Genomic DNA, 18,902 nt, shown 5'->3' with positions numbered 1-18,902 from the left:
AATGTATCTGCTAGACACAAATCACCTGAGCCAGCTCCAGCGTCGTGGCCCGGCTCAAGAGTACCTGAGTGCTCGATTAGAACAAGTGCCCTCAGAGCAAGTGGCGACAGCCATTGTCTGCCTAGAAGAAGAATTTCGGGGATGGATGTCGTATCTTGCCTCGCTTCGATCTGTAGAGGCACATGTCCAAGCCTACCAGCGGCTCCAAACTCTCCTTGAGAATTTCAACTCCCTGACGGTCTTGCCATTTGACCAAACCGCACTAGATATTTTCCAGGAGCTCTGGCTACGGCGCATACGAGTCAGCACCATGGACCTAAAAATTGCGGCTATCGCCCTCGCAACAGACGCAACTCTCCTCACACAAAACACAGGCGATTTTTCCCGAATTGCGGAACATGCCCCAATGCTACGCTTCACGGATTGGACTGTCATGCCATGAACTGGACATGGCTATGGTGGGGTTTAGCAGGTATCTGGTGGGGTGCGAGCCTCATTATTTTCAGTGCTCCCGCCGTAAGTTTGGGACTTGCTTGGATTCTCGGAGTGACTTGTATTGGCTTGGCTGTGCTCTGGTTCACACGTTTAGTCGTAGCCCTGCACCAACCTGAGCGACGGCAACTCTTAGTGAAGGAAGCAGTGGTTGCGATTCTTATGGCTTTTGTGGCCCTTAGCCCTATCCTGCGTAGCGTCCGTTTTCTCCTGAGTAAGCCTGCGCTTAATGCCTATGCCAAAAATCCGCGAGAGGCCAAAAATATGATGCTTGGGCTCTATCGGTTCGAGGGGATTTACAAGACGGAGTACGGCTGGTTGTTCGATCTTGGCGATAGTGGACTGGTGGAGACAAGCGGCTTTCTCTACTGCCCCGATTCACCGCCCACAGATAATCCCGTGGCGAAGCATCAGCACTGGTACGGCCCGTGGTATCTCCAGACGATTGACAGGATGCGATAATTTAGCGCGATCTTTTGGCGGGGATGATTCGGGTACAATGGCTTCTATGTCCCACCCTATGCACGATGACATTCAAGAGGTTCTCTACACACAGGAGCAGATCCAGCAGCGGGTTCGCGAGCTGGGAGCGCAGCTGACCGAGGACTACGCCGGGCGCGACCTGCACCTGGTGACGATTTTGAAGGGCTCGCTGCCGTTTCTGGCCGATCTAATGCGCGCCATCGACCTGCCACTCACCGTGGACCTGATGGGAGTTTCGTCGTATGCGGGCATCCACTCCACCGGCGAGGTGCGGGTGACGATGGACCTCGACGAGACCATCGAGGGGCGGCATGTGGTGATTGTCGAGGACATTATCGACACGGGCAACACGCTCAGCTATGTCCTGCGCAACCTGCGCCAGCGCGCCCCTGCCTCGGTGAAGATTGTCACGTTCCTGGACAAGCCCGCCCGCCGTGGCTCGCCCCTGGAGGCAGACTATGTCGGCTTCACCATCCCCGATGACTTCGTGATTGGCTACGGCCTCGACTGGAACCAGCGCTACCGGAACCTGCCCTACATCGGCATTCTCAAGCGCGATGTCTACGCCGGACCGCTCTAGTTTCGAAAGACGCAACCGAAGCGCTGTTTTTACTGTCCTAAAGCGTATGAACGACGAATCTACCCCTGAAACAAATCCCACTCCTGAGGAGGAGCCCACCACCGTGGAAGCTGAAGCACAGGCGGAACCCACTGCCGAGACAACGTCCAGCCCTGAGACCCAGAAGACCCTGCCCCCCCTGACCGCCGAGCGTGTCACCGATATTGCCTTTGGACTGGGCAAGGCAGCGGTGGATGTGATCGACCAAGCGGCACGCCAGCTCGATGACACCGTGCGCCAGATTCGTCAGGACGCCCCCGGGTTTCTGAACGAGATGGAGGAGAAGGGCCGCCCCGTGCGGGAGAAGCTCACCGAGAGCATCAAGGGCTTTAACATCACCGATGTCTTCAACAAAGTGACCAAGCCCGGCGACTCCCCCGCGTCGGACCCGACTGCCTTCGACGATATTGAGGCGCTGGAGAACCGGGTGCGTGAGCTGGAGCAGCAGGTCAGTAGCGATCCCATCGCGGATACTCCTGAAGCCACGCCCGCTCCGGTCACCGAGAAGGCCTCGCCGTTCTCCATGCTAGAGCTAGACGACGAGCCGCCGGCTCCCGTCGCAACAGCGGAACCAGAAGCAGCGCCAGCCCCCACGGAAGAGGTGCCCCCCGTCGAGGCTCCGAAGAAGCCCGCCGCACGGCGCACCAAGAAAAAGCCTGAGGGAGAGGCAAGCGCTGAGTAAGCTCATCCTGGCGTCGGCGTCCCCACGCCGGCGCCAGCTCCTGGCCCTTTTAGGGGTGGAGTTCATCGTGCAGGTGAGCCAGTTCGACGAAGACTCGCTCGCCTACCTCACCGATGGGCAGGAGTATGTCCAGCAGGCGGCACTCGGGAAGGCACACGATATCGCCCAGCGCCACGCGGGCTGGGTTCTCGGGGTGGACACCGATGTGGTGGCCCCCGATGGGACGATCCTCGGCAAGCCCGCCGACAATGCCGAAGCGACCGCCATGCTCCGCTCGCTCTCGGGCAAGACCCACACTGTCTACTCGGGAATCGCCCTGCTCACGGTCGCAGAGCCAGGCAAGATTGTCGCCCAGGAGACCTGCGTGGTCGCCACCCGCGTGACCATGGCGTCCCTCCCCGACGAGGCAATCGCGGCCTATGTTGCCACAGGCGAGCCCCTCGATAAGGCCGGTGGCTACGGCATCCAAGGCGGCGCGATGCCCTTTGTAACCCACATCGACGGCGACCCCTCCAATGTGATCGGGCTCCCCCTCTGGAGCGTGGCGACGCTACTTTCTCAGGCAAATATTCCGCTCTGGCAAGGCAGAGAGACAAATCCTGGGTCATAATGTAGGGTAGAGATGAGTCGGTACTTAGAACTTTCGGTGGACGGCACGATGGAGCGCGTGGGAGAGCGAGCCCTGCGTGCCTTCAAACGCATTGGCAAGGTCAAGGAACAAGACCTGCCCGGAGCGCAGATCGCAGGCGTAATCCGTATTGATGGCGAACCGGCGGATGTCCGTATCTCCTGGAAGCCGGGACGCGAGGGGCGCGTCCGAATCGATATCGCCGCGACCTCGGACGATACCCTCAGCCAAGCGGCAGACAGTGCGCTCTACACCTACGCGAGCTCCTACAAAGCGGTCGGCTGGCCCAACCCCGAGCGCGACCGGCAAGAACGTCGCCAGCGCCTGCTGAAGATCGGCGGCGGCACCCTCTCGTTCGTGCTTCTCGGGGCGCTGATCTACCTCCTGGTCAAGACCGCATCCTACCAGAATCTTCGGTAGAATAGAGCCCATGACCCCTGAATCCCCCGTTCTTGGCGCCTGGGAGCGCTTCGCACAGCTCTACGGCACCCCCGAGCGCATCGACACCCTCTGGCAACAGTGGATGGCCACCCAGACCGAGACCTCCATTGCCTTCTTAGAGAAAGCCATCGCCGACCAGGCCGAGGCCAACCAGCTGACCTTTCACGAAGCCAAGAAGCGGCTCGTGCTGGAGAAGCTGGTGGAGGACCGCGGCCCCAAGTTTGTCGAGCGCTATCTTCGGGAGCACGACCAGGCGGGCAAGAGCCTGAAGCCCCTCAATCTCCGTAAAAAGAAACGCTAACCGCGACGCGATATACTGAGCCCGTGAGTGCTCGTGAAAAAGTAGTTGTGGCAATGAGCGGCGGGGTGGACTCGTCGGTGGCAGCGGCCTTGCTTGTCGAGCAGGGCTACGATGTTATCGGCATCACCCTCCAGATCTGGCAGGAGAGCACCACCGAGACAAAGGGCGCGGGTTGTTGCTCCCTCGGGGCGGTCGAGGACGCACGCCGGGTCGCCACCCGGATCGGGATTCCCCACTATGTCCTCAACTACAAGCAGCCCTTCGCCGATGCCGTGATCAAGCCCTTTATCGAGGACTACCGGCGCGGACGCACCCCCAACCCCTGTGTCAACTGCAACCGCTACATCAAGTTCGATGCCCTCTTGGAGAAAACTCTAGAGCTAGGGGCGAGCAAGCTGGCGACCGGCCACTACGCCAAGGTCTTCCACGACACGCAGAGCGGGCGCTGGGGGCTGGCACGCGCCTCCGATAGCACCAAGGACCAGACCTACGCCCTCTACGCCACCAAGCAGCACCAGCTCGCGCACATGACCATGCCCCTGGGAGAGCTCAGTAGCAAGGCCGAGACCCGTGCGCTGGCCCGTCAGTACGGCCTGCTGGTCGCCAACAAGCCCGACTCCCAGGAGATCTGCTTCGTGCAGGGCGGCAAGTACACCGAGTTTCTCGCAAAAGAGGCTCCCGAGCTCCTCCAGACCGGGACCTTTGTGGACGCCGAGGGCAACAAGCTGGGCAGCCACGAGGGCTCCGCGTTCTTCACGGTCGGGCAGCGCAAGCGCATCAATGTCGGCTCCCCGCTCCCGCTCTATGTCCTGCGTGTGGAGGCGGAGACCAATACCGTCGTGGTTGGCAAGGACGAGGAGCTCCTGGCAGAGGGCTGCGAGGTCGAGGACCTCAACTGGGTCGCGCTGGCACCGCCTCCCGTGGGCGAGCCCATCCCCTGCGAGGTGAAGATACGCTACAATATGCACTCCCGCCCCGCCACGCTCACACGCCACGCCGATGAGACAGTCTCGGTGGCGTTCGACGAGCCCCTGCGGGCAGTCGCTCCCGGCCAGGCGGCGGTTTTCTACGGAGTCGGGCCACAGGCAGATCAGCTCCTCGGGGGCGGAACAATAGTTAGGTAAGTATGGAAGAAGAAGACGATAACAGTACGTTTGTGAACCTTGCCGCGGGCTTCGTGGTGGGTCTGGCGACCGGAGGGCTCCTGGGTCTGCTCTTTGCCCCCAAGCCCGGCTCCGAGCTACGCGAGGACCTCAAGGATCGCACGGAAGAGGCGATGGACCGCCTGCAAGAGGCCACCAGTGACCTGGTCGCCCGGAGCAAGGACCTCGCCACCCAGACCAAAGAGAACCTCGCGCACTCCCTCGAAGCGGGCAAGACTGCCTACGCCGAGAAGCGTGAGGAGCTCATGGCGCAGCTGGACGCCTAGCCGGTGATGGTCGCGCGGCGGGAGGCGTTTCTTGCAGGGCTCTTTGGGGCCCTGGGCGTCGCTGTGGCAGCTCTGTCGCTCTTTTTCGCCTATCGCTTTCTCCAGACCGCGATCGCGGTCAGCACCCCCTTTGTCGCCGCTCTGGTGATCGCCCTGCTCTGCGATCCTGTTGTCAATAAGATCCAGCAGCATGTCGGCTTTACCCGTGGCAAGCGCGCCCCCGCAGTCGCCCTGGTGTTTGTCTTCTTTCTCCTGGGCTTTATCGCCCTCGTTGTCCTTGTGGTCCCCAGCCTGATCGAGCAGATCGGCAAGCTGGTCGAGTGGGTCACGGGCAATGGCATGAGCCAGCTCCAAGCCGGTGTCAATGACTGGCTCAAGGGACACCCCAAGCTCGGCCCCATCACGCTCCCCCGCTCCATCAACAGCCTCTCCCAGCAGTACTACGACCAGGCGATCGCGGCGGCCAAGCAGGTCGGGCCGAAGCTGCTCAATACCGTGATCGGCTCGTTCTCCGGGCTCCTCAACGTGATCCTGATCCCTCTGCTGACCTTCTTTCTCCTGATGGACCTGGGACGGTTTCGGCGACGGCTGATCTTCTTGCTCCCCACCAGCCTGCGGGCGTCGTTTGTGGGAGTCACCAGCGATGTCGGAGAGGTCTTTAGCAACTACCTGCGGGGAATGCTCCAGGTCAGCCTCGGGTACATGGCAACCGCCAGCCTCCTCTTCGCCGTTCTCTGCCTGATCCTCGCCCCCAAGATGCTAGGCTATGTCTTGCTGATTGGGATCATCAGCGGGGCGCTCTATGTCGTGCCCTACATTGGCTTCCTCGGGGCCGCGGCGACATCGGTGATTGTGGCGATGGTAGCCGGAGCGGGTGCCCCGATGATAATCGGCGGCGTTATCTTGCTGGCGGTGCTGAACTTCTCGTTTGACAATATCATCACGCCTCGCATTGTCGGCAGTGGAGTGGGAGTGCACCCGATTGTCGCCATGTTCGCGCTCCTTATCGGTGCATCGCTCTTTGGGCTCTGGGGAATGCTCCTGGCCTACCCCGCCGCGGGGAGCATTCAGGTCGTGCTCTTCCGCCTCTTCCCCAAGCTCGCCCAGCCGACCCCGGAGACAGCGGGCAGTGAGGTTGAAGCCCACTAGCCGCTTCTGAGTCTGAGCCTGTATGCCGCTTGTCGTTTACCTTCAGACCACGCCCCCCCGCCAGCCCCCCCGTGGTAGCCTCCTCCCGCCCCGCATGACCCAGGGCCAGGCTCCAAGCTCCCCCACACAGACGCCCGGAGACAGCGGCCAGCCCCGCGGCAAAGAGGTCTTCCCCACCGCTGATCACCTGCGCGTCATCGACGGCGGCGCGCTCCTCACGGGCAACGTCAAGCTGGTCTACGATGGCTACATTGTTACTTGTGACCGGGCCACCTACGACGACAAGCGGGACTACATTACCTTTGAGACCAATGTCAAGATGGAGACAGGCCAGGAGACCTTTCTGGCGGAGCGCATTGGCTTCAACCGCAAGACCCGTGAGTTCGAGGCGCAGGACGCCCGGACGGTCCTGCAGCCGGCTCGGGTGGGAAACGCGCTCCAGCAGCCGCTCTCGCTCTGGGGCAAGACCATCCAGCGGGAGGGCGACATCATCAAGGCCACCGATGGCTTTCTCACGACCTGCGACCTGATCAACCCCCACGCCAAGATCGGCTTTGGCTATGCCGAGCTGATCCCCAAGAAGCGCATCACCCTGCGCGATGTCACGCTCTACCGCTACGACACCCCGGTCCTGCGCCTCAAGCACCTCAGCATCCCGATCGTGGAGGAGCCGCGCTACAGCTACCTGCCCAATATTGGACGAACCCAGGAAGAGGGCTACTTTATCAAGGCCGTGATCGGCTACTCGCTCGCCCGCACCCTGCCCGGCCTGCTACGCGTGGACCTGATGGAGAAAAAAGGAATCGGGCTGGGCACGGACCAGGCCTACCGGGTCGGGCAAAACATGGCGGGCCGTGTCAATCTCTACACCCTCAACGACAAGAGCCGCAACGCCCGCAACCTCAACGGCCAGGTCCAGCACGAGCAGCGCCTCGGGGAGATCGATGCCCGCCTGAGCTCGGACTTTCAGAGCAACTCCTACTTCGCCGCGACCCAGAACTCCAAGACCCAGAACACGAACCTCGCGCTCAATCGCAACGTGGGACGGATCACCACGGGGGTCACCCTCGGGCAGAACAGCTCGGACTCGGGCGGCTCGCTCTACCGCACAACCACCTATGGCCTTAATCAGCAGCTCCCTCTGCCCAAGAACGGGAGCCTGAGCCTGCGCTTCAATGGCACCGATAGCCTCAATGCCTCAACCACCACCCGCTCGGGGCGCATCCAAGAGACCGGCGAGCTGCGCGCATCGGGGACCCTGGGGCCATTTCGCGCCGAGCTGGTCGCCAACCGCAACTTGCGCAATGCCACCACAGGCACCAGCAGCGGCAGCTCGTTCTTTGGAGGCACGGAGAAGCTCCCGGAGCTCACCCTCACGGCCAACCAGCTCAAGGGCACCCTAGGCACCTACTTCTCCGGGGTCACCCTAGGCTACGGCGACTTCCTCGAGAGCATCTCGTCGTCGGGGACCACCGGCCAGCTCCACACGCAGCGCTTTCTCTTCCAGACCGACCTCAATCGCAAGAGCACTCCCCTCGGCAAGGGGGTTCGCTTGGACACCGGCGGCGGCTTCAAGCAGTCCATCTACGACGGCGGCTATGCGGCGCAGTATGTCCTGAGCCAGAACACCAGCCTTAACAAGCAGGTCGGGGCCGCCGGGACCGCAGCGCTCTCCTACAACTACTCCCGGCCGTACGGGGGAACTCCTGCGGGGTTTCGCAATGACTTTGCCTCCAGTGTCAATAGCCTCAACCTGAACTACAGCCAGACCGGCGGCCACGCCAGCGTGAGGCTCAGCACGGGCTACGATATCCTGCAGTCCCGGCTCGATCCGATCCCCGGTGTGCGCAACTCGCCCTGGAACCAGCTCAGTGTCACCACCGAGCTACGCCCCAACGAGAGCCACCACAGCCGCTTCAATACGACCTACGATATCAACAGCGGGAAGCTGATTGTCCTAGACCACTACGGCCACTTCCAGCGCAGCACCAAGTTTATCCTCGACACCAGCTCCCGCTACGACCCGACCGCCAAGAAGCTCCGCCAGGTCAATGCCATCCTGGGCACCCAGTTCCTCGACAACGACACGCGCCTGATCGCCAATAGCAACTACAACAATGTCACCCGCCGCTTCGACGCCAACTCCCTGGCCCTCACCCGCGAGTACCACGACTACGAAGTGACCCTCAGCTACGTGGACCAGCCCTTCGGCTTCCGCACCGAGAAGGGCATCAATATCTCCCTGCGCCTAAAAGCGTTCCCGTCGCCCAAGACCACCCAAGGCGGCCGCTACGGCACCCCGATCGACACCGGGCTTGGTGGCTTTTTCTAGAACCCGCCTGAACCCACCCTGGCCCTCCCTTGCCGCAAGGGAGGGTGCCGAGGCACGAGGCGAGTGGGTTCAGGCGGGGGCGCTACTCCAGCAGCCCACCGATGCCGCTACCGGCGGGCAGGACGCCGGCTTCCTGGTAGACCGCCAGCTTCTCGCGGGAGTCGGCGATATCCAGGTTGCGCATGTGCAGCTGCCCGATGCGGTCGATGGGAGAGAACGCCTCGCCCTCGACACGCTCCATCGAGAGGCGCTCCGGGTGGTAGGTCAGGTGCGGGCCGGTGGTGTCCAGGATCGAGTAGTCGTCGCCGCGGCGTAGCTCCAGGGTCACCTCGCCCGTGATCGCGCGGCCCACCCACTTCTGCAGCGTGTCGCGCAGCATCAGGCTCTGCGGGTCGAACCAGCGGCCCTCGTAGAGCTGGCGACCCAGCTTGCGGCCCAGCGTCCGGTAGTTGTCGATCGTCCCCTCGTTGTGGATCGCGCTCAGCAGGCGCTCGTAGGCGGTGTAGAGCAGCGCCATTCCGGGGGCCTCGTAGATGCCGCGGCTCTTGGCCTCGATAATGCGGTTCTCGATCTGGTCGGAGATACCCAGCCCGTGGCGCCCCCCGATCCGGTTAGCCTCCATCACCAGCTCGACCTGACTCTCAAAGCTCTGCCCGTTCAGCGCGACCGGGAAGCCCTCCTCGAAGCGAATGCTGACTTCCTCGGCGGCGATCTCCACGCTCGGGTCCCAGTGCTTCACGCACATGATCGGCTCGACAATCCGCAGGCCCTTGGAGAGAAACTCCAGCTCCTTGGCCTCGTGGGTCGCGCCCCAGATATTGGAGTCGGTGGAGTAGGCCTTCTCGGCGCTCATCTTGTAGTCAAAGCCATGGGCCACGAGCCACTCGCTCATCCCCTGGCGCCCGCCCAGCTCGGTCACAAAGGTCTGGTCCAGCCAGGGCTTGTAGATCCGCAGCGCCGGGTTTGCCATCAGGCCGTAGCGGTAGAAGCGCTCGATATCGTTGCCCTTGTAGGTGGAGCCATCGCCCCAGATATTGACACCGTCCTCCTCCATCGCCTTGACCAGCAGGGTCCCCGTGACCGCGCGGCCTAGCGGGGTCGTGTTGAAGTAGGTCTTGCCACCGCTGGAGATATGAAACGCCCCGCACTGCAGCGCGATCAGCCCCTCGTGCACCAGCAGGTCCCGGCAGTCGATCAGGCGCGCGGCCTCGGCACCGTACTCCAGGGCGCGGCGGGTGATGTCGTTGTAGTCTTTTTCATCGGGCTGGGCGAGGTGCGCCGTGTAGGTGTAGGGAATCGCGCCATGGTGCCGCATCCAGGCAATCGCCGCCGACGTGTCAAGGCCCCCGGAGAACGCAATACCGACGTTCTCACCTTTGGGGAGAGAGAGAAGAATCTTATCCATAGTGTAGGAGTATTGTATCGTAAAGGGATTTCGCCCCCCTAACCCCCGCCCGGCGGGGGGACAAAAAGGAATTTTTTGCGATTTTGTCAGAAATGCCCCTGCCCAACCGTTATGTGGGCGATGAAACCAAAACCAAGATACTGGCGTGGCGCTTCCCCAGAGCTCCAGCGCTGGGCCTGGGAGAACCGAATGACACCGACAGAGGCCGAAGAAACACTGTGGGAGATGCTACGTGGAAAGCGTCTAGCAGGCCTTCGTTTCCGTCGCCAGCATGCCTACGAGACCTACATCTTTGATTTTTACTGCCCCGAGTTCCGGCTGATTATTGAGGTGGACGGTGGCTACCACAACAGCGAGCTACAAGCGGAGAAAGATACCGAGCGTGACAACTACCTAGCTAGCTGTGGATTTCGTATCGTGCGGCTCACCAACAGTGAAGTTCTCCACCAGCTTCCCCTCACCCTCGCCAAAATCATAGAAGCCACAAACCGCATTGTCCCCCCGCCGGGCGGGGGTTAGGGGGGAAGGAATCACGGGTCTCAGTGCCGAATAGCTTTGGTATGAGAGTAACGGTAGCGGCGTTTTTGATGCTTTCTTGTGGCGTGGCATCCCTGAGCCTGAGTGGCTGCGGGGGCTCGTCGGTGGCCCCGGCGACGGGCTTGGAGATGCGGATTCAGTGGCCGGAGATCTCCCGCCTCGTGCCCGCGGCGACCCAGAGTGTCCGGGTGGTGGTGAAGGATGCCGGTGGTTTTCAGACCTTCCGCGTGGCCAACCGCCCCGCTTCGGGGAGCTTTAGCACGCTGGTCTTCTTTGGGCTCCAGCCCGGTGACCTGAGTGTCGATGCCAGTGCCTTCCCCGCCGCCGATGCGCAGGGTGTCGCGCTGGCGGCGTCCAGTACCAAGGTGACGGTATCCAGTGGGAACCAGACCAACCTCCAGCTCTCGCTCGCCAGCACTGTGGATCGCATCGAGGTCTCCCCGGCGAGCCTGAGTATCCGCCCCGGCTCCGCCCAGACCCTCACCGGAACCGCCAAGGACAGCGCGGGCAATCTTGTCCCGCTGAGCACCAGCAAGACCCGCTGGAGCTCCAGTGATGCCACCGTGGCAAGTGTCGATAGCGCGGGTAAGGTGACCGCGCTCAAAGAGGGCTCCACCAATGTCACCTTCACCGACACCGAGTCCGGGAAGGCAGGGACGAGCCTCGTGGTGGTGACCAGTAGCGCGGCGGGGATTGTCGATCGTGTCGAGGTGACCCCCACCACCAATGCCCTGACAGTCGCCCAGACCAAGACCCTCACCGCCACCCTGCGCGATGCCAGCAACGGCGCCCTCCCCGCCGCTCCGGGAACCTGGTCCTCCAGCGATGCGACCGTCGCCAGCGTGGACAGCTCCGGCAAGGTAACCGCCCTCAAAAACGGCGCGGCTACGATTACCTTCACCCACACCGCCACGGGCAAGACTGGCACCGCCAGTGTCACGGTCACCACCCCGACCGTCAATAGTGTCACCATCAACCCCGCGACGGCATCCCTGACGGTCAACCAAGAGACCACCCTACAAGCGATCCTCAAGGACAGCTCGGGGACAATCCTCCCGCTGGAAGAGGGGACGTGGGCATCTAGCAATGCGGCGCTGGTCTCCGTAGATGCCAATGGGAAGATCAAGGGGCTCGGTGTCACCAGCAGCCCCGTGCTGATTACCTTCACCCACACCGCCAGCGGGAAGTCCGGCAGCGCCAGTGTCACCGTGCTCGGGACGCTCTAAACAGAAAAAGCGCCGGGGAGCGTGCTGCTCCCCGGCGCAAGATTATCTTAAAACTGCAGCTTGCGGCGGCGCATGCGCACGGAGAGAAGCAGGCCTATTGCGATGCAGTTGGTCCACGCCGCTGTTCCCCCATAACTAAACAGCGGAAGAGGCACCCCCACAACGGGAGCGATAGAGCAGTTCATCGCGATATTGACAAAGACGTGGAACCCGATATAAGTCAACACGCCTCCTGCAATCAGCCGACCGAGCGTGTCCTCACTCTCCGCGATACAGACAAGCCCGCGCCCCAAGAGAACCATATAAACAAAAAGAAGGCTCAGACAGCCAATCAAGCCCGTCTCTTCGGCGAAGGCCGCAAAGGCAAAGTCCGTCCAGTTATCGGGGACAAAGCCACCGCCGGTCTGAAGTCCTCTACGGAAGCCCTGCCCCGTCACAAGTCCCCCCCCCACGGCCAGTAGCGCCTGATCCCCTTGATATGCCTGATCGCGCTGCTCTTTGGTCATGTTCTGGCGAGACATAAAGAGCACCTCGACCCGCGTTCTCTGGTAGCCCTCCAAGCCCTTACCCGTCTTCCAGACAACCGTCCCCAGCGCGACAACAGCAAGCCCCAGTGCCGCTAAGTGCCGCCAGTCCGCACCCGCCAAGAAGACCATTCCAAGCCAGATCGCCGCGATCACGAGTGCCGTTCCCAGGTCAGGCTGCATCTTGATCAAGAGCATAGGGGGTAGGATATGAAAGAGCGACTTCAAAAACACGGGAAACTCTTTGATACGGGGGCCAACGCGTACGAGAAAGACCGCCAGGGTTAAGATCACGCAGATCTTAGTTAGCTCTGAGGGCTGAAACTGCAAGGGACCGATATCGATCCATCGCGCCGCACCCTTTTTCTCTTTTCCAAAAACTTTTACCAGTAAGAGAAAGGCGATATTGCCCCAGTACAGAAGGTTGGTATGGCGCTGCACCCCGACATAGTCGCGGGTGGCGACATAGGCCAAGATTCCCAGCCCCAGCAGATCAAAGACTGCTTGTCGCCCGGCTTGTAGGAGCCCCACACGGTGCGCCTGCGCGAGCTCACGAGCGTGCCCTGCACTGGCAGAGTAGACCGTCGCCACACTGGCGCACATGATCAAGACCACACAGAAGACCACCACCCAGTCGATATTTTTCCGGTGGCGCGGCTCTATGAGGGTTTTCAGGGATTCTAGCATGGACACACTCAGGCAGGAATTGGCGGACGTTGCGGCGAATGGGTAAGCGTGAATCGTCGTCACTTTCTCACAGCCATTAGCACTTACGCGATTATACCGCCATTTGTGGCCATGGCACAGGACAAAACCAAGGCGGAAAAGCCCGTCGATCCTCCGGGAACCCCACAGCGCCGCGTGCTGCCCTCAGGGCTTCGCCTGATTGTCGTGGAGCGGCCCGAGGCGGCGCTGGTGGGAATCAGCCTTGCCATCCGCACGGGGAGTGGCGATGAAGACCGCACCCGGAGCGGGACCCTCCACTTTATCGAGCATCTGGTCTTCAAAGGCACGGAGGAGCAGAAACCGGGCACCTTCGACCAGCTCGTGGAGAATCTCGGGAGCGAGGTGGGAGCGAGAACACTGCGGGACGCGACTTTCTTCGAGGCGACCGTGCCCCTAGAGGGCTGGCAGAGGCTCTTGGAGGCCCTTGGCGCACTCACCCTGCGCCCTGCCTTCCGGCCCGCGGATATCGAATCGGAGAAGAAAGTGGTCGAGGCGGAGATGGCCCTGGAGCTCGCCGACCCGTTTCGGAGCGGGACTGCCGCCGTGACCCAGGCCCTCTATGCTCCGGGCGATCCCTATGGCCCGCCTCTCTTTGGCGAGTGGCCGCAGGTTAGCAAGCTCACGGAGGACGATCTCCGGGCAGTGCACACGGCCTGCTACCGCCCCGACCGGATGACCCTCTGTGTGGTAGGGCCGGTTGTCGCACGGGAGGTCGAGGCACTGGCGCGCCAAGTGTTTACCGGCCCGGAGCGCCCCCCGGTGGCCCGCCCCCTGCGCCAGGCCCTGGTGCGACCCACAAGCCGCGATGGGGTAGGGCTACGTGCTGCGGCAGATAGTGTTAGCGGGAGCCGCGGTACCTCGACTGTCGTGCTGGGCTGGAGCTGCCCGCCCGCCGCCGATGTCACTACGGGAGCGGCCCTTGCCCTCCTTGCGGAGATCCTCGCCCAAGACGACCAAGGCAGGCTCGCGGGTGCCCTAGTGCACCGCCAAGAGCTCGCTCTAAAAGTGCGGGTGGAGTGGGTTCCCCAGCGCTGTGGAGGTCTCTTCCTGATCCAGGCCACCGGGCTCCCACGCAACGCCGCACGGCTGGAGACGGCGGTCCTCGACGAGCTCCGGCGCATCCTGGAGGATGGCTTTGTCCCCGCCGAGCTGGAAGCGGGCCGCCGCGCGTGGCTGGGCAAGCTGGCAACCGAGAAGGCAAGTGTCGAGAGCGCGGCACACCGGCTGGTCAGCTTCGATGCCCTGGATACCCCAGGCTTGGAAGAGGAGCTCGAAAAGCAGCTGGGTCTCGTTCAAGGCGATCAGCTCCAGACCCTCCTGCGCACCACGCTCCACCCCAACCTACGGTCGGTTGCGCTCCTGGGCCCCCTGCCCCTCCACATGCCCCAGGAAGGAGGCAAGCCCTGATGCGCCAGAATCCCATTGAGCCCCTGCGCCTGCCCAGTGGCACCACCCTTATCCTTGTCCCCGACCCCAGTGCCCCCGCGACCGCGATCGCGGCCAGTGTTCGGCTCGGGGGAGTCGAGCAGCGGCGCCAAGGAGGAGTCGGTCCCTTGCTCGCACGCATGCTCGGCGGCGACTCGCAGGGCCGCACCCCGGAGCTGCTCCAGCGCGATGTCGATGGCTTTGGGGCGCTCGGGACCCTCTACGACGGCAACCAGCTCCTAGCGTGGAGTGTCTGCCCGCCCACCGAGGCCGCCCTGGTACAGTCGGCCCAGACCCTGCTCCTCAACACCCTCGCCCAGCCACGCTTCACCGAGGAGGCCCTTGTCCAGGCACGCACCGATCAGCTCCGCGCGCTCGCCCTCCAGGAAGAGGAGCTCCTCCCACGGCTCCTCCGCACGCTCCGAACCCGCGCATTTGGCAGTGACTTCAGTGTCCAGGGCGATCCCGCGGGTCTGCAGCGGCTAACGGTTGGAGATGTCAAGAGCTTCTATGCCCACTTCTGCACCCCGGAGCGCACGACTATCGCGGTGGTGGGCAAGTTTGCCCCCGAGGTCGCGCGGCGCTGGGTGGAGACAAGCCTGAGTGTGGGGGACTGGAACCAGCGTCCCGCGGGTGTCAAGGAGCTCCTCCCCACTATCGACCCGGTCCCGCAGGGGCTGCGCGACCGCACGATCCCCAGCCTTCCGGGAATCTCCGCTGCCGGGGTGGGGTTTCTCTTTCCCGGGCTCAGTAAGGCCGAGGCGCGTGCGGACTGGCCCGCCCTGCTGGTGCTCGATGCCGTGCTCGGACAGGGGAAGGCCTGTCGCCTCTTCCGCCTGCGCGACGACAACGCGCTGGGCTACGAGGTGCGCTCGGTGCTCCTGCCAGGGCGGGATGCGACCCTCTGGGCCGGCTACATCCTGGGAAACCAGAGCTCTCTTGCGATGCGCGACGGCCTCCTGAAGACCCTGGGCCAGCTTCGCCAAGCCCCCCCCACCGACGGTGAGCTCACCCGCGCCAAGACGCTCCTTCTGGCACAGCGCTCCCAGCAGCGCCAGCTTGTGCTCCCACGGGCCCGCGCCTTGATCACCGCCGAGACCAGCGGCCTCGGCGCGGCCATGGAGCTGGAGTTTACCAAGCGGATCGAAGCGGTCAAGCGCAGTGATGTGGAGCGAGTCGCCCAGACCCTCTTTGGTAGCAACCCCGTGGTCGTGCGGACGTAGGCCTCTAGTTGAGGTAGGACTGCACCTGGAGTTTTTGAAGCTCAGGGGCGAGCTCGGGGTGGTCGTGCTGGAGCTCGCGGAGCTTGGCCTGCACCCGCAGCGCGGCGGCAGGGAGGGTCTCCTGCATCTCTTTCTGAAGCGCGGCGAGCTCTCCGGCAGAGCCCTCTTGCTGCAGCAGGGTCATCCGGCGCAGGTAGTCTTTCTCCAGCGCAAGATAGTGCAGGTAGGCGATATGAAAGGGCAAGCAGGTCGAGTCGGGGAGGCTCCCGGAGAGGCTCTTGTCCCAGAGCGCTGCCGCGGCCATGAGATCGGGCGGAGCAAGCTCGGGGCTCGCGGAGGTCTGGGTCTGGTTGGAGCCTGTGGCGTTGCCGGTCACGATTGGCTGGGGAGGGCTGAGGAACTTCCACCACGCCCCCCAGGTAGTCTGGCGGTTGCGCTCGACCGCACTGATCGTGTTGAGGTACGAGACAACTTGCGAGGGGCGCTCGGGAGCTGGGTAGCCCACTTGAATCCGTGGCAGCGCTGCGGGTGCAGCGGGAGAGAGCGCCCGAAACGGGCCCGGGGTGGGCGGGGCACTCAAGGCACCTACCGAGGGATTACTCGGCACAGAAGCGGCAAAGAAGCCACGATCGGTGCTCGTGCGCTCCTGCTGTGCAAGCTGCTGGCGGTGGCGGCTCCGGCGCTCAAGGTCCTGCCCCCAGCGCACGAGGGCAAACAAGAGAAGAAACAGGCCGACAACCATCGCGATGAGGACAAGGGCTCTTGGGTTCATAAAAGGACTCGTGGGAAGAACTACCAAAAATAGAATTGCCAAAATCCGAAGATATTTTCCTTCAGACTCCTAGAAGTATCGGAAAGTTCCGTCTGGTAAACTGAGGGCACGATGTTAGATAAATTTGCCCTCGCCACCGACTCTGCCTCCCCTCTAGAGGCACGTATCCAGCAGCTCGAAGCCAACCAAGAGCGCCTGTTTCTGATCTGCACGGCGCTCACCGAGCTGGTTCGGGACAAGAACCTCGCGACGGAGGCGGAGATCCTGGCCAAGCTCCAGGAAGTGGACCTGCGCGATGGGATGGCGGATGGGAAGTTCGGGGGAATCCAGATCGTGGTCTGTCCCCACTGTGGCAATCGCACCAAGCGCCGCCACCTGAGCTGTATCTACTGCGGCAAGCTGCTAGAGCAGCCCGCCGCAGAGTAAGCTCGGTCTGTCCCCCTAGCCGGCGACAATCTCGACATTGGCGCGGGGGACGGTTACCTCTTCGCCGGTGGTGGCGAGCTTGGCACGCAGGACACGCACCTCGGTGCCGGAGTCGACTTGCACGAGCTGGGTGGGGAGCTCGGTGACGGTCGCGAGGGCACCGAAGTAGGGCTCGCGGATGATGCGGATCGGGACACCGGGGTGGAGCGTGAAGTCCAGCGTCGCTTCGTCGATCTGGTTGATCCCCGCCTCGGGAGTCTCATCGGCGACAATGACCTCAGGACGGATCACGCCCGCACGAATCTGGGTCGCGCCACAGATCGCCGCACTCCGGCCCTCCAGCGACTTGAGCAGGTTGAAGGTGCGGTTGGCCATGGCGATTGTCCCAAAGCCCTCGGTGAGCACCATGGTCAGCGGGATATTCTCATGCCCCGTGATCGCCACCCCGATATCGTAGCCAAGGTAGTCGACCATGTCCTTATCGACAATCCCGCCGACGACAATCCCAATAATCCCAAGCTCCGCGGCCTTGCGTAGCGCCGCGCCCGAGATATTGGAGCCTCCGACAATCACCTTACCCGCAAGGTCCGGGGTGATATCGGCCTCGGTGAGGGGCTGGTCGGGGCTCTGAGAGACCATCTTGATCGGGGCACGGCGCTCGCCCCCGATCCCGAAGATTCCCTGGATCAGCGCGCCGTGGGCCGTGATCTGGACGCCCTCGCCCTCAAGCACCTGGGTGATACGGCCCGGAATATAGGCCGTGATCGAGACCGGTGTCGGGGCCTCACGGATGCCGACATTGCCTGAGATCGGGGAGATAATCTCCACCACCCCCGAGGTGCTGGCCTTGGCATCGGCGATAAAGAACTTGCCAAAGAGCCCCTTGGTGCGTGCGATCAGGTCGCCCTTGGTGACCCGGTCCCCTATCTTGATAGTAAGGAGCTCAGGCACCTCCGAGGCATCGACCCCCAGCCGGGAGGCGACCTTGACGGTCTGCATGATGCCCGGCAGGTTGGCCTGCGCCACTGCGGTCTCGGGGGAGACCCAGTCGTTCTCGCCCACCAGGACCTCGCCTTTGAGCGGCAGCCGTCGCGTCTTGACAATCGTCGTTCTTGGGCTGACTGTCAGCCCGGGTGTGTAGCCACTAGCCATGGTGTTGTTTTTGTCCCCAGATCAAGTGATAGTACAGGAGCGCCTCAGTGGCACCCTGGACAGTAAAGTGCGAGCCACACTGTGCTTTTAGCTCGGCCTGTGTAAAGCGAATAAAGTAGATGCCCCCCGGATGGTGGCCCTCTTGCTGGCTCATCCAGCTAATCGGCGGCCCCCAGCGGTAGGCAGATAGGGCTAGTCGCCCGCCTTGCTCGCCCATCTTGCAGGCGCGCGCCAGGTGCTTCAGCGCCCCGGCCCGCGCCTCCGGTGTCGGGATGTGCTCGTAGACCCCAAACGAGCCCACCCGGTCGAAGACCTCCGAGCGCGCCGGGAGCCGGGAGAGGTCGGCCTGGATAAAGAGTACCTTCTCCGCGAGCGCGGTAGGCAGCTTGGCCTTGGCGACTCGGAGCGACTCGCGGGAGAAGTCCACACAGAGCAGGCCACGGACGCGCTCGGCGAAGGTGCGGGTCATGCGCCCGGTCCCACAGCCCCCCTCCAGCATTAGGTGCGAGCTCTCTAGAGGCAGCGCCTTGAGGGTCAGCGGCACCTCGTAGTACGTGAAGAGCTTGAGCCCCAGCATCTGGTCGTAGGACTTGACCTGGGCATCGCGCGCCTCCATCTCCGAGCGCTTCTCCGCGACCTCGGTATCGTCGGCGGGGCCACCCCGGAGCGCATCGGGCAGGAGATTGGGAATGCCATCGGTGACGGGATAGCTCCGCCCGTCGTCTGTTTTCAGTGTTCCCTGCGCACTGACCCCATCCCACCCCGAGAGCGCCGCTCCCGTCTCAGGACAGATCAGGAGCGAGAGGAGCTCCTCACGAATTGTCACGGGCGCAGTATAGCCGAGAATCGCCTCCCTTGCCTACCCAAACCCGGCGGAAGTGTGGCTTTTTCGTCGACTGGCTTGCCAGAAAGGGGCGAAAACGGTATCAC

Annotated in this window: 21 protein-coding genes; 16 read left to right on the top strand and 5 right to left on the bottom strand. The window is 62.9% G+C overall.

From position 1 onward, the window contains the following. Position 1 precedes the first annotated feature (1 nt). Genes HNQ39_RS10835 through HNQ39_RS10785 form a run of 11 tightly spaced genes read left to right on the top strand, consistent with a single transcriptional unit; the run spans position 2 to position 8,556 of the window. Entirely contained in the window at positions 2-442 is a 441-nt protein-coding gene (locus tag HNQ39_RS10835; RefSeq protein WP_184195264.1) for a type II toxin-antitoxin system VapC family toxin, read from the top strand. Further along, a complete protein-coding gene (locus tag HNQ39_RS10830) occupies positions 439-954 on the top strand; it encodes a hypothetical protein (protein ID WP_184195262.1) in 516 nt (171 codons plus the stop codon). Before HNQ39_RS10835 ends, HNQ39_RS10830 begins: the two co-directional genes overlap by 4 nt. A 46-nt stretch (positions 955-1,000) precedes the next feature. Next, positions 1,001-1,555, top strand: coding sequence for a hypoxanthine phosphoribosyltransferase (hpt, locus tag HNQ39_RS10825; RefSeq protein ID WP_343075964.1), 555 nt, complete (start codon positions 1,001-1,003; stop codon positions 1,553-1,555). A gap of 46 nt (positions 1,556-1,601) precedes the next feature. Then, positions 1,602-2,276, top strand: a complete 675-nt coding sequence (locus HNQ39_RS10820) for a hypothetical protein (protein ID WP_184195259.1) — start codon at positions 1,602-1,604, stop codon at positions 2,274-2,276. Continuing rightward, the gene (locus HNQ39_RS10815) at positions 2,251-2,886 is read left to right on the top strand and encodes a Maf family protein (protein WP_221290025.1); all 636 of its coding nucleotides are present in this window, start codon (positions 2,251-2,253) and stop codon (positions 2,884-2,886) included. The genes HNQ39_RS10820 and HNQ39_RS10815 overlap by 26 nt, the downstream gene beginning before the upstream one ends. Positions 2,887-2,898: 12 nt before the next feature. After that, positions 2,899-3,324: a hypothetical protein gene (locus HNQ39_RS10810; RefSeq protein ID WP_184195256.1), complete on the top strand. Its 426-nt coding sequence runs from the start codon at positions 2,899-2,901 to the stop codon at positions 3,322-3,324. Positions 3,325-3,334: 10 nt separating this feature from the next. Beyond that, positions 3,335-3,646 carry a hypothetical protein gene (locus tag HNQ39_RS10805; protein ID WP_184195253.1) on the top strand — a complete coding sequence of 104 codons (312 nt, stop codon included), beginning with the start codon at positions 3,335-3,337 and terminating at the stop codon, positions 3,644-3,646. A 23-nt stretch (positions 3,647-3,669) separates the two neighbouring features. Then, positions 3,670-4,770, top strand: a complete 1,101-nt coding sequence (gene mnmA / locus HNQ39_RS10800) for a tRNA 2-thiouridine(34) synthase MnmA (RefSeq protein ID WP_221289944.1) — start codon at positions 3,670-3,672, stop codon at positions 4,768-4,770. Positions 4,771-4,772: 2 nt separating this feature from the next. Beyond that, positions 4,773-5,075 carry a YtxH domain-containing protein gene (locus HNQ39_RS10795; protein ID WP_184195250.1) on the top strand — a complete coding sequence of 101 codons (303 nt, stop codon included), beginning with the start codon at positions 4,773-4,775 and terminating at the stop codon, positions 5,073-5,075. A 6-nt stretch (positions 5,076-5,081) separates the two neighbouring features. Further along, the gene (locus HNQ39_RS10790) at positions 5,082-6,224 is read left to right on the top strand and encodes an AI-2E family transporter (protein WP_246385532.1); all 1,143 of its coding nucleotides are present in this window, start codon (positions 5,082-5,084) and stop codon (positions 6,222-6,224) included. Between the two features lie 22 nt (positions 6,225-6,246). Further along, the gene (locus tag HNQ39_RS10785; protein ID WP_184195244.1) at positions 6,247-8,556 is read left to right on the top strand and encodes an LPS-assembly protein LptD; all 2,310 of its coding nucleotides are present in this window, start codon (positions 6,247-6,249) and stop codon (positions 8,554-8,556) included. Between the two features lie 82 nt (positions 8,557-8,638). Here HNQ39_RS10785 and argG read toward each other — a convergent pair whose 3' ends face one another. Further along, complete coding sequence (gene argG / locus HNQ39_RS10780) at positions 8,639-9,961, bottom strand: argininosuccinate synthase (protein WP_221289942.1); 1,323 nt, start codon at positions 9,959-9,961, stop codon at positions 8,639-8,641. 111 nt (positions 9,962-10,072) lie between these two features. On the opposite strand from argG, the gene HNQ39_RS10775 reads away from it, so the two are divergent. Together HNQ39_RS10775 and HNQ39_RS10770 are read left to right on the top strand one after the other, a co-directional pair. Continuing rightward, positions 10,073-10,480 carry an endonuclease domain-containing protein gene (locus HNQ39_RS10775; RefSeq protein WP_343075963.1) on the top strand — a complete coding sequence of 136 codons (408 nt, stop codon included), beginning with the start codon at positions 10,073-10,075 and terminating at the stop codon, positions 10,478-10,480. A gap of 41 nt (positions 10,481-10,521) precedes the next feature. Then, positions 10,522-11,724 carry an Ig-like domain-containing protein gene (locus tag HNQ39_RS10770; protein ID WP_184195238.1) on the top strand — a complete coding sequence of 401 codons (1,203 nt, stop codon included), beginning with the start codon at positions 10,522-10,524 and terminating at the stop codon, positions 11,722-11,724. 47 nt (positions 11,725-11,771) lie between these two features. Here HNQ39_RS10770 and rodA read toward each other — a convergent pair whose 3' ends face one another. Beyond that, positions 11,772-12,935, bottom strand: a complete 1,164-nt coding sequence (gene rodA, locus HNQ39_RS10765) for a rod shape-determining protein RodA (protein WP_184195235.1) — start codon at positions 12,933-12,935, stop codon at positions 11,772-11,774. Positions 12,936-13,046: 111 nt separating this feature from the next. Between rodA and HNQ39_RS10760 the strand changes: the two genes are divergently transcribed. Both HNQ39_RS10760 and HNQ39_RS10755 read left to right on the top strand, forming a co-directional pair. Further along, a complete protein-coding gene (locus HNQ39_RS10760) occupies positions 13,047-14,381 on the top strand; it encodes a M16 family metallopeptidase (protein WP_184195232.1) in 1,335 nt (444 codons plus the stop codon). After that, positions 14,381-15,622 carry a M16 family metallopeptidase gene (locus HNQ39_RS10755; RefSeq protein WP_184195229.1) on the top strand — a complete coding sequence of 414 codons (1,242 nt, stop codon included), beginning with the start codon at positions 14,381-14,383 and terminating at the stop codon, positions 15,620-15,622. Before HNQ39_RS10760 ends, HNQ39_RS10755 begins: the two co-directional genes overlap by 1 nt. A 4-nt stretch (positions 15,623-15,626) precedes the next feature. Here the strand turns inward: HNQ39_RS10755 and HNQ39_RS10750 are convergent, their stop codons facing one another. After that, positions 15,627-16,394 (bottom strand): hypothetical protein, encoded by a 768-nt coding sequence (locus HNQ39_RS10750; protein WP_184195226.1) that lies wholly within the window; start codon positions 16,392-16,394, stop codon positions 15,627-15,629. 111 nt (positions 16,395-16,505) lie between these two features. Here HNQ39_RS10750 and HNQ39_RS10745 point away from each other — a divergent pair, with 111 nt between their 5' ends. Next, positions 16,506-16,820: a hypothetical protein gene (locus tag HNQ39_RS10745; RefSeq protein WP_184195223.1), complete on the top strand. Its 315-nt coding sequence runs from the start codon at positions 16,506-16,508 to the stop codon at positions 16,818-16,820. A gap of 15 nt (positions 16,821-16,835) precedes the next feature. Here HNQ39_RS10745 and HNQ39_RS10740 read toward each other — a convergent pair whose 3' ends face one another. Beyond that, a complete protein-coding gene (locus HNQ39_RS10740; protein ID WP_184195220.1) occupies positions 16,836-17,972 on the bottom strand; it encodes a hypothetical protein in 1,137 nt (378 codons plus the stop codon). Continuing rightward, positions 17,965-18,798 carry a methyltransferase domain-containing protein gene (locus HNQ39_RS10735; RefSeq protein ID WP_184195217.1) on the bottom strand — a complete coding sequence of 278 codons (834 nt, stop codon included), beginning with the start codon at positions 18,796-18,798 and terminating at the stop codon, positions 17,965-17,967. Before HNQ39_RS10735 ends, HNQ39_RS10740 begins: the two co-directional genes overlap by 8 nt. Positions 18,799-18,902: the final 104 nt, after the last annotated feature.

This window comes from Armatimonas rosea, assembly GCF_014202505.1.
GTDB lineage: Bacteria > Armatimonadota > Armatimonadia > Armatimonadales > Armatimonadaceae > Armatimonas > Armatimonas rosea.
This window is presented reverse-complemented; position numbering and strand designations above follow the sequence as displayed.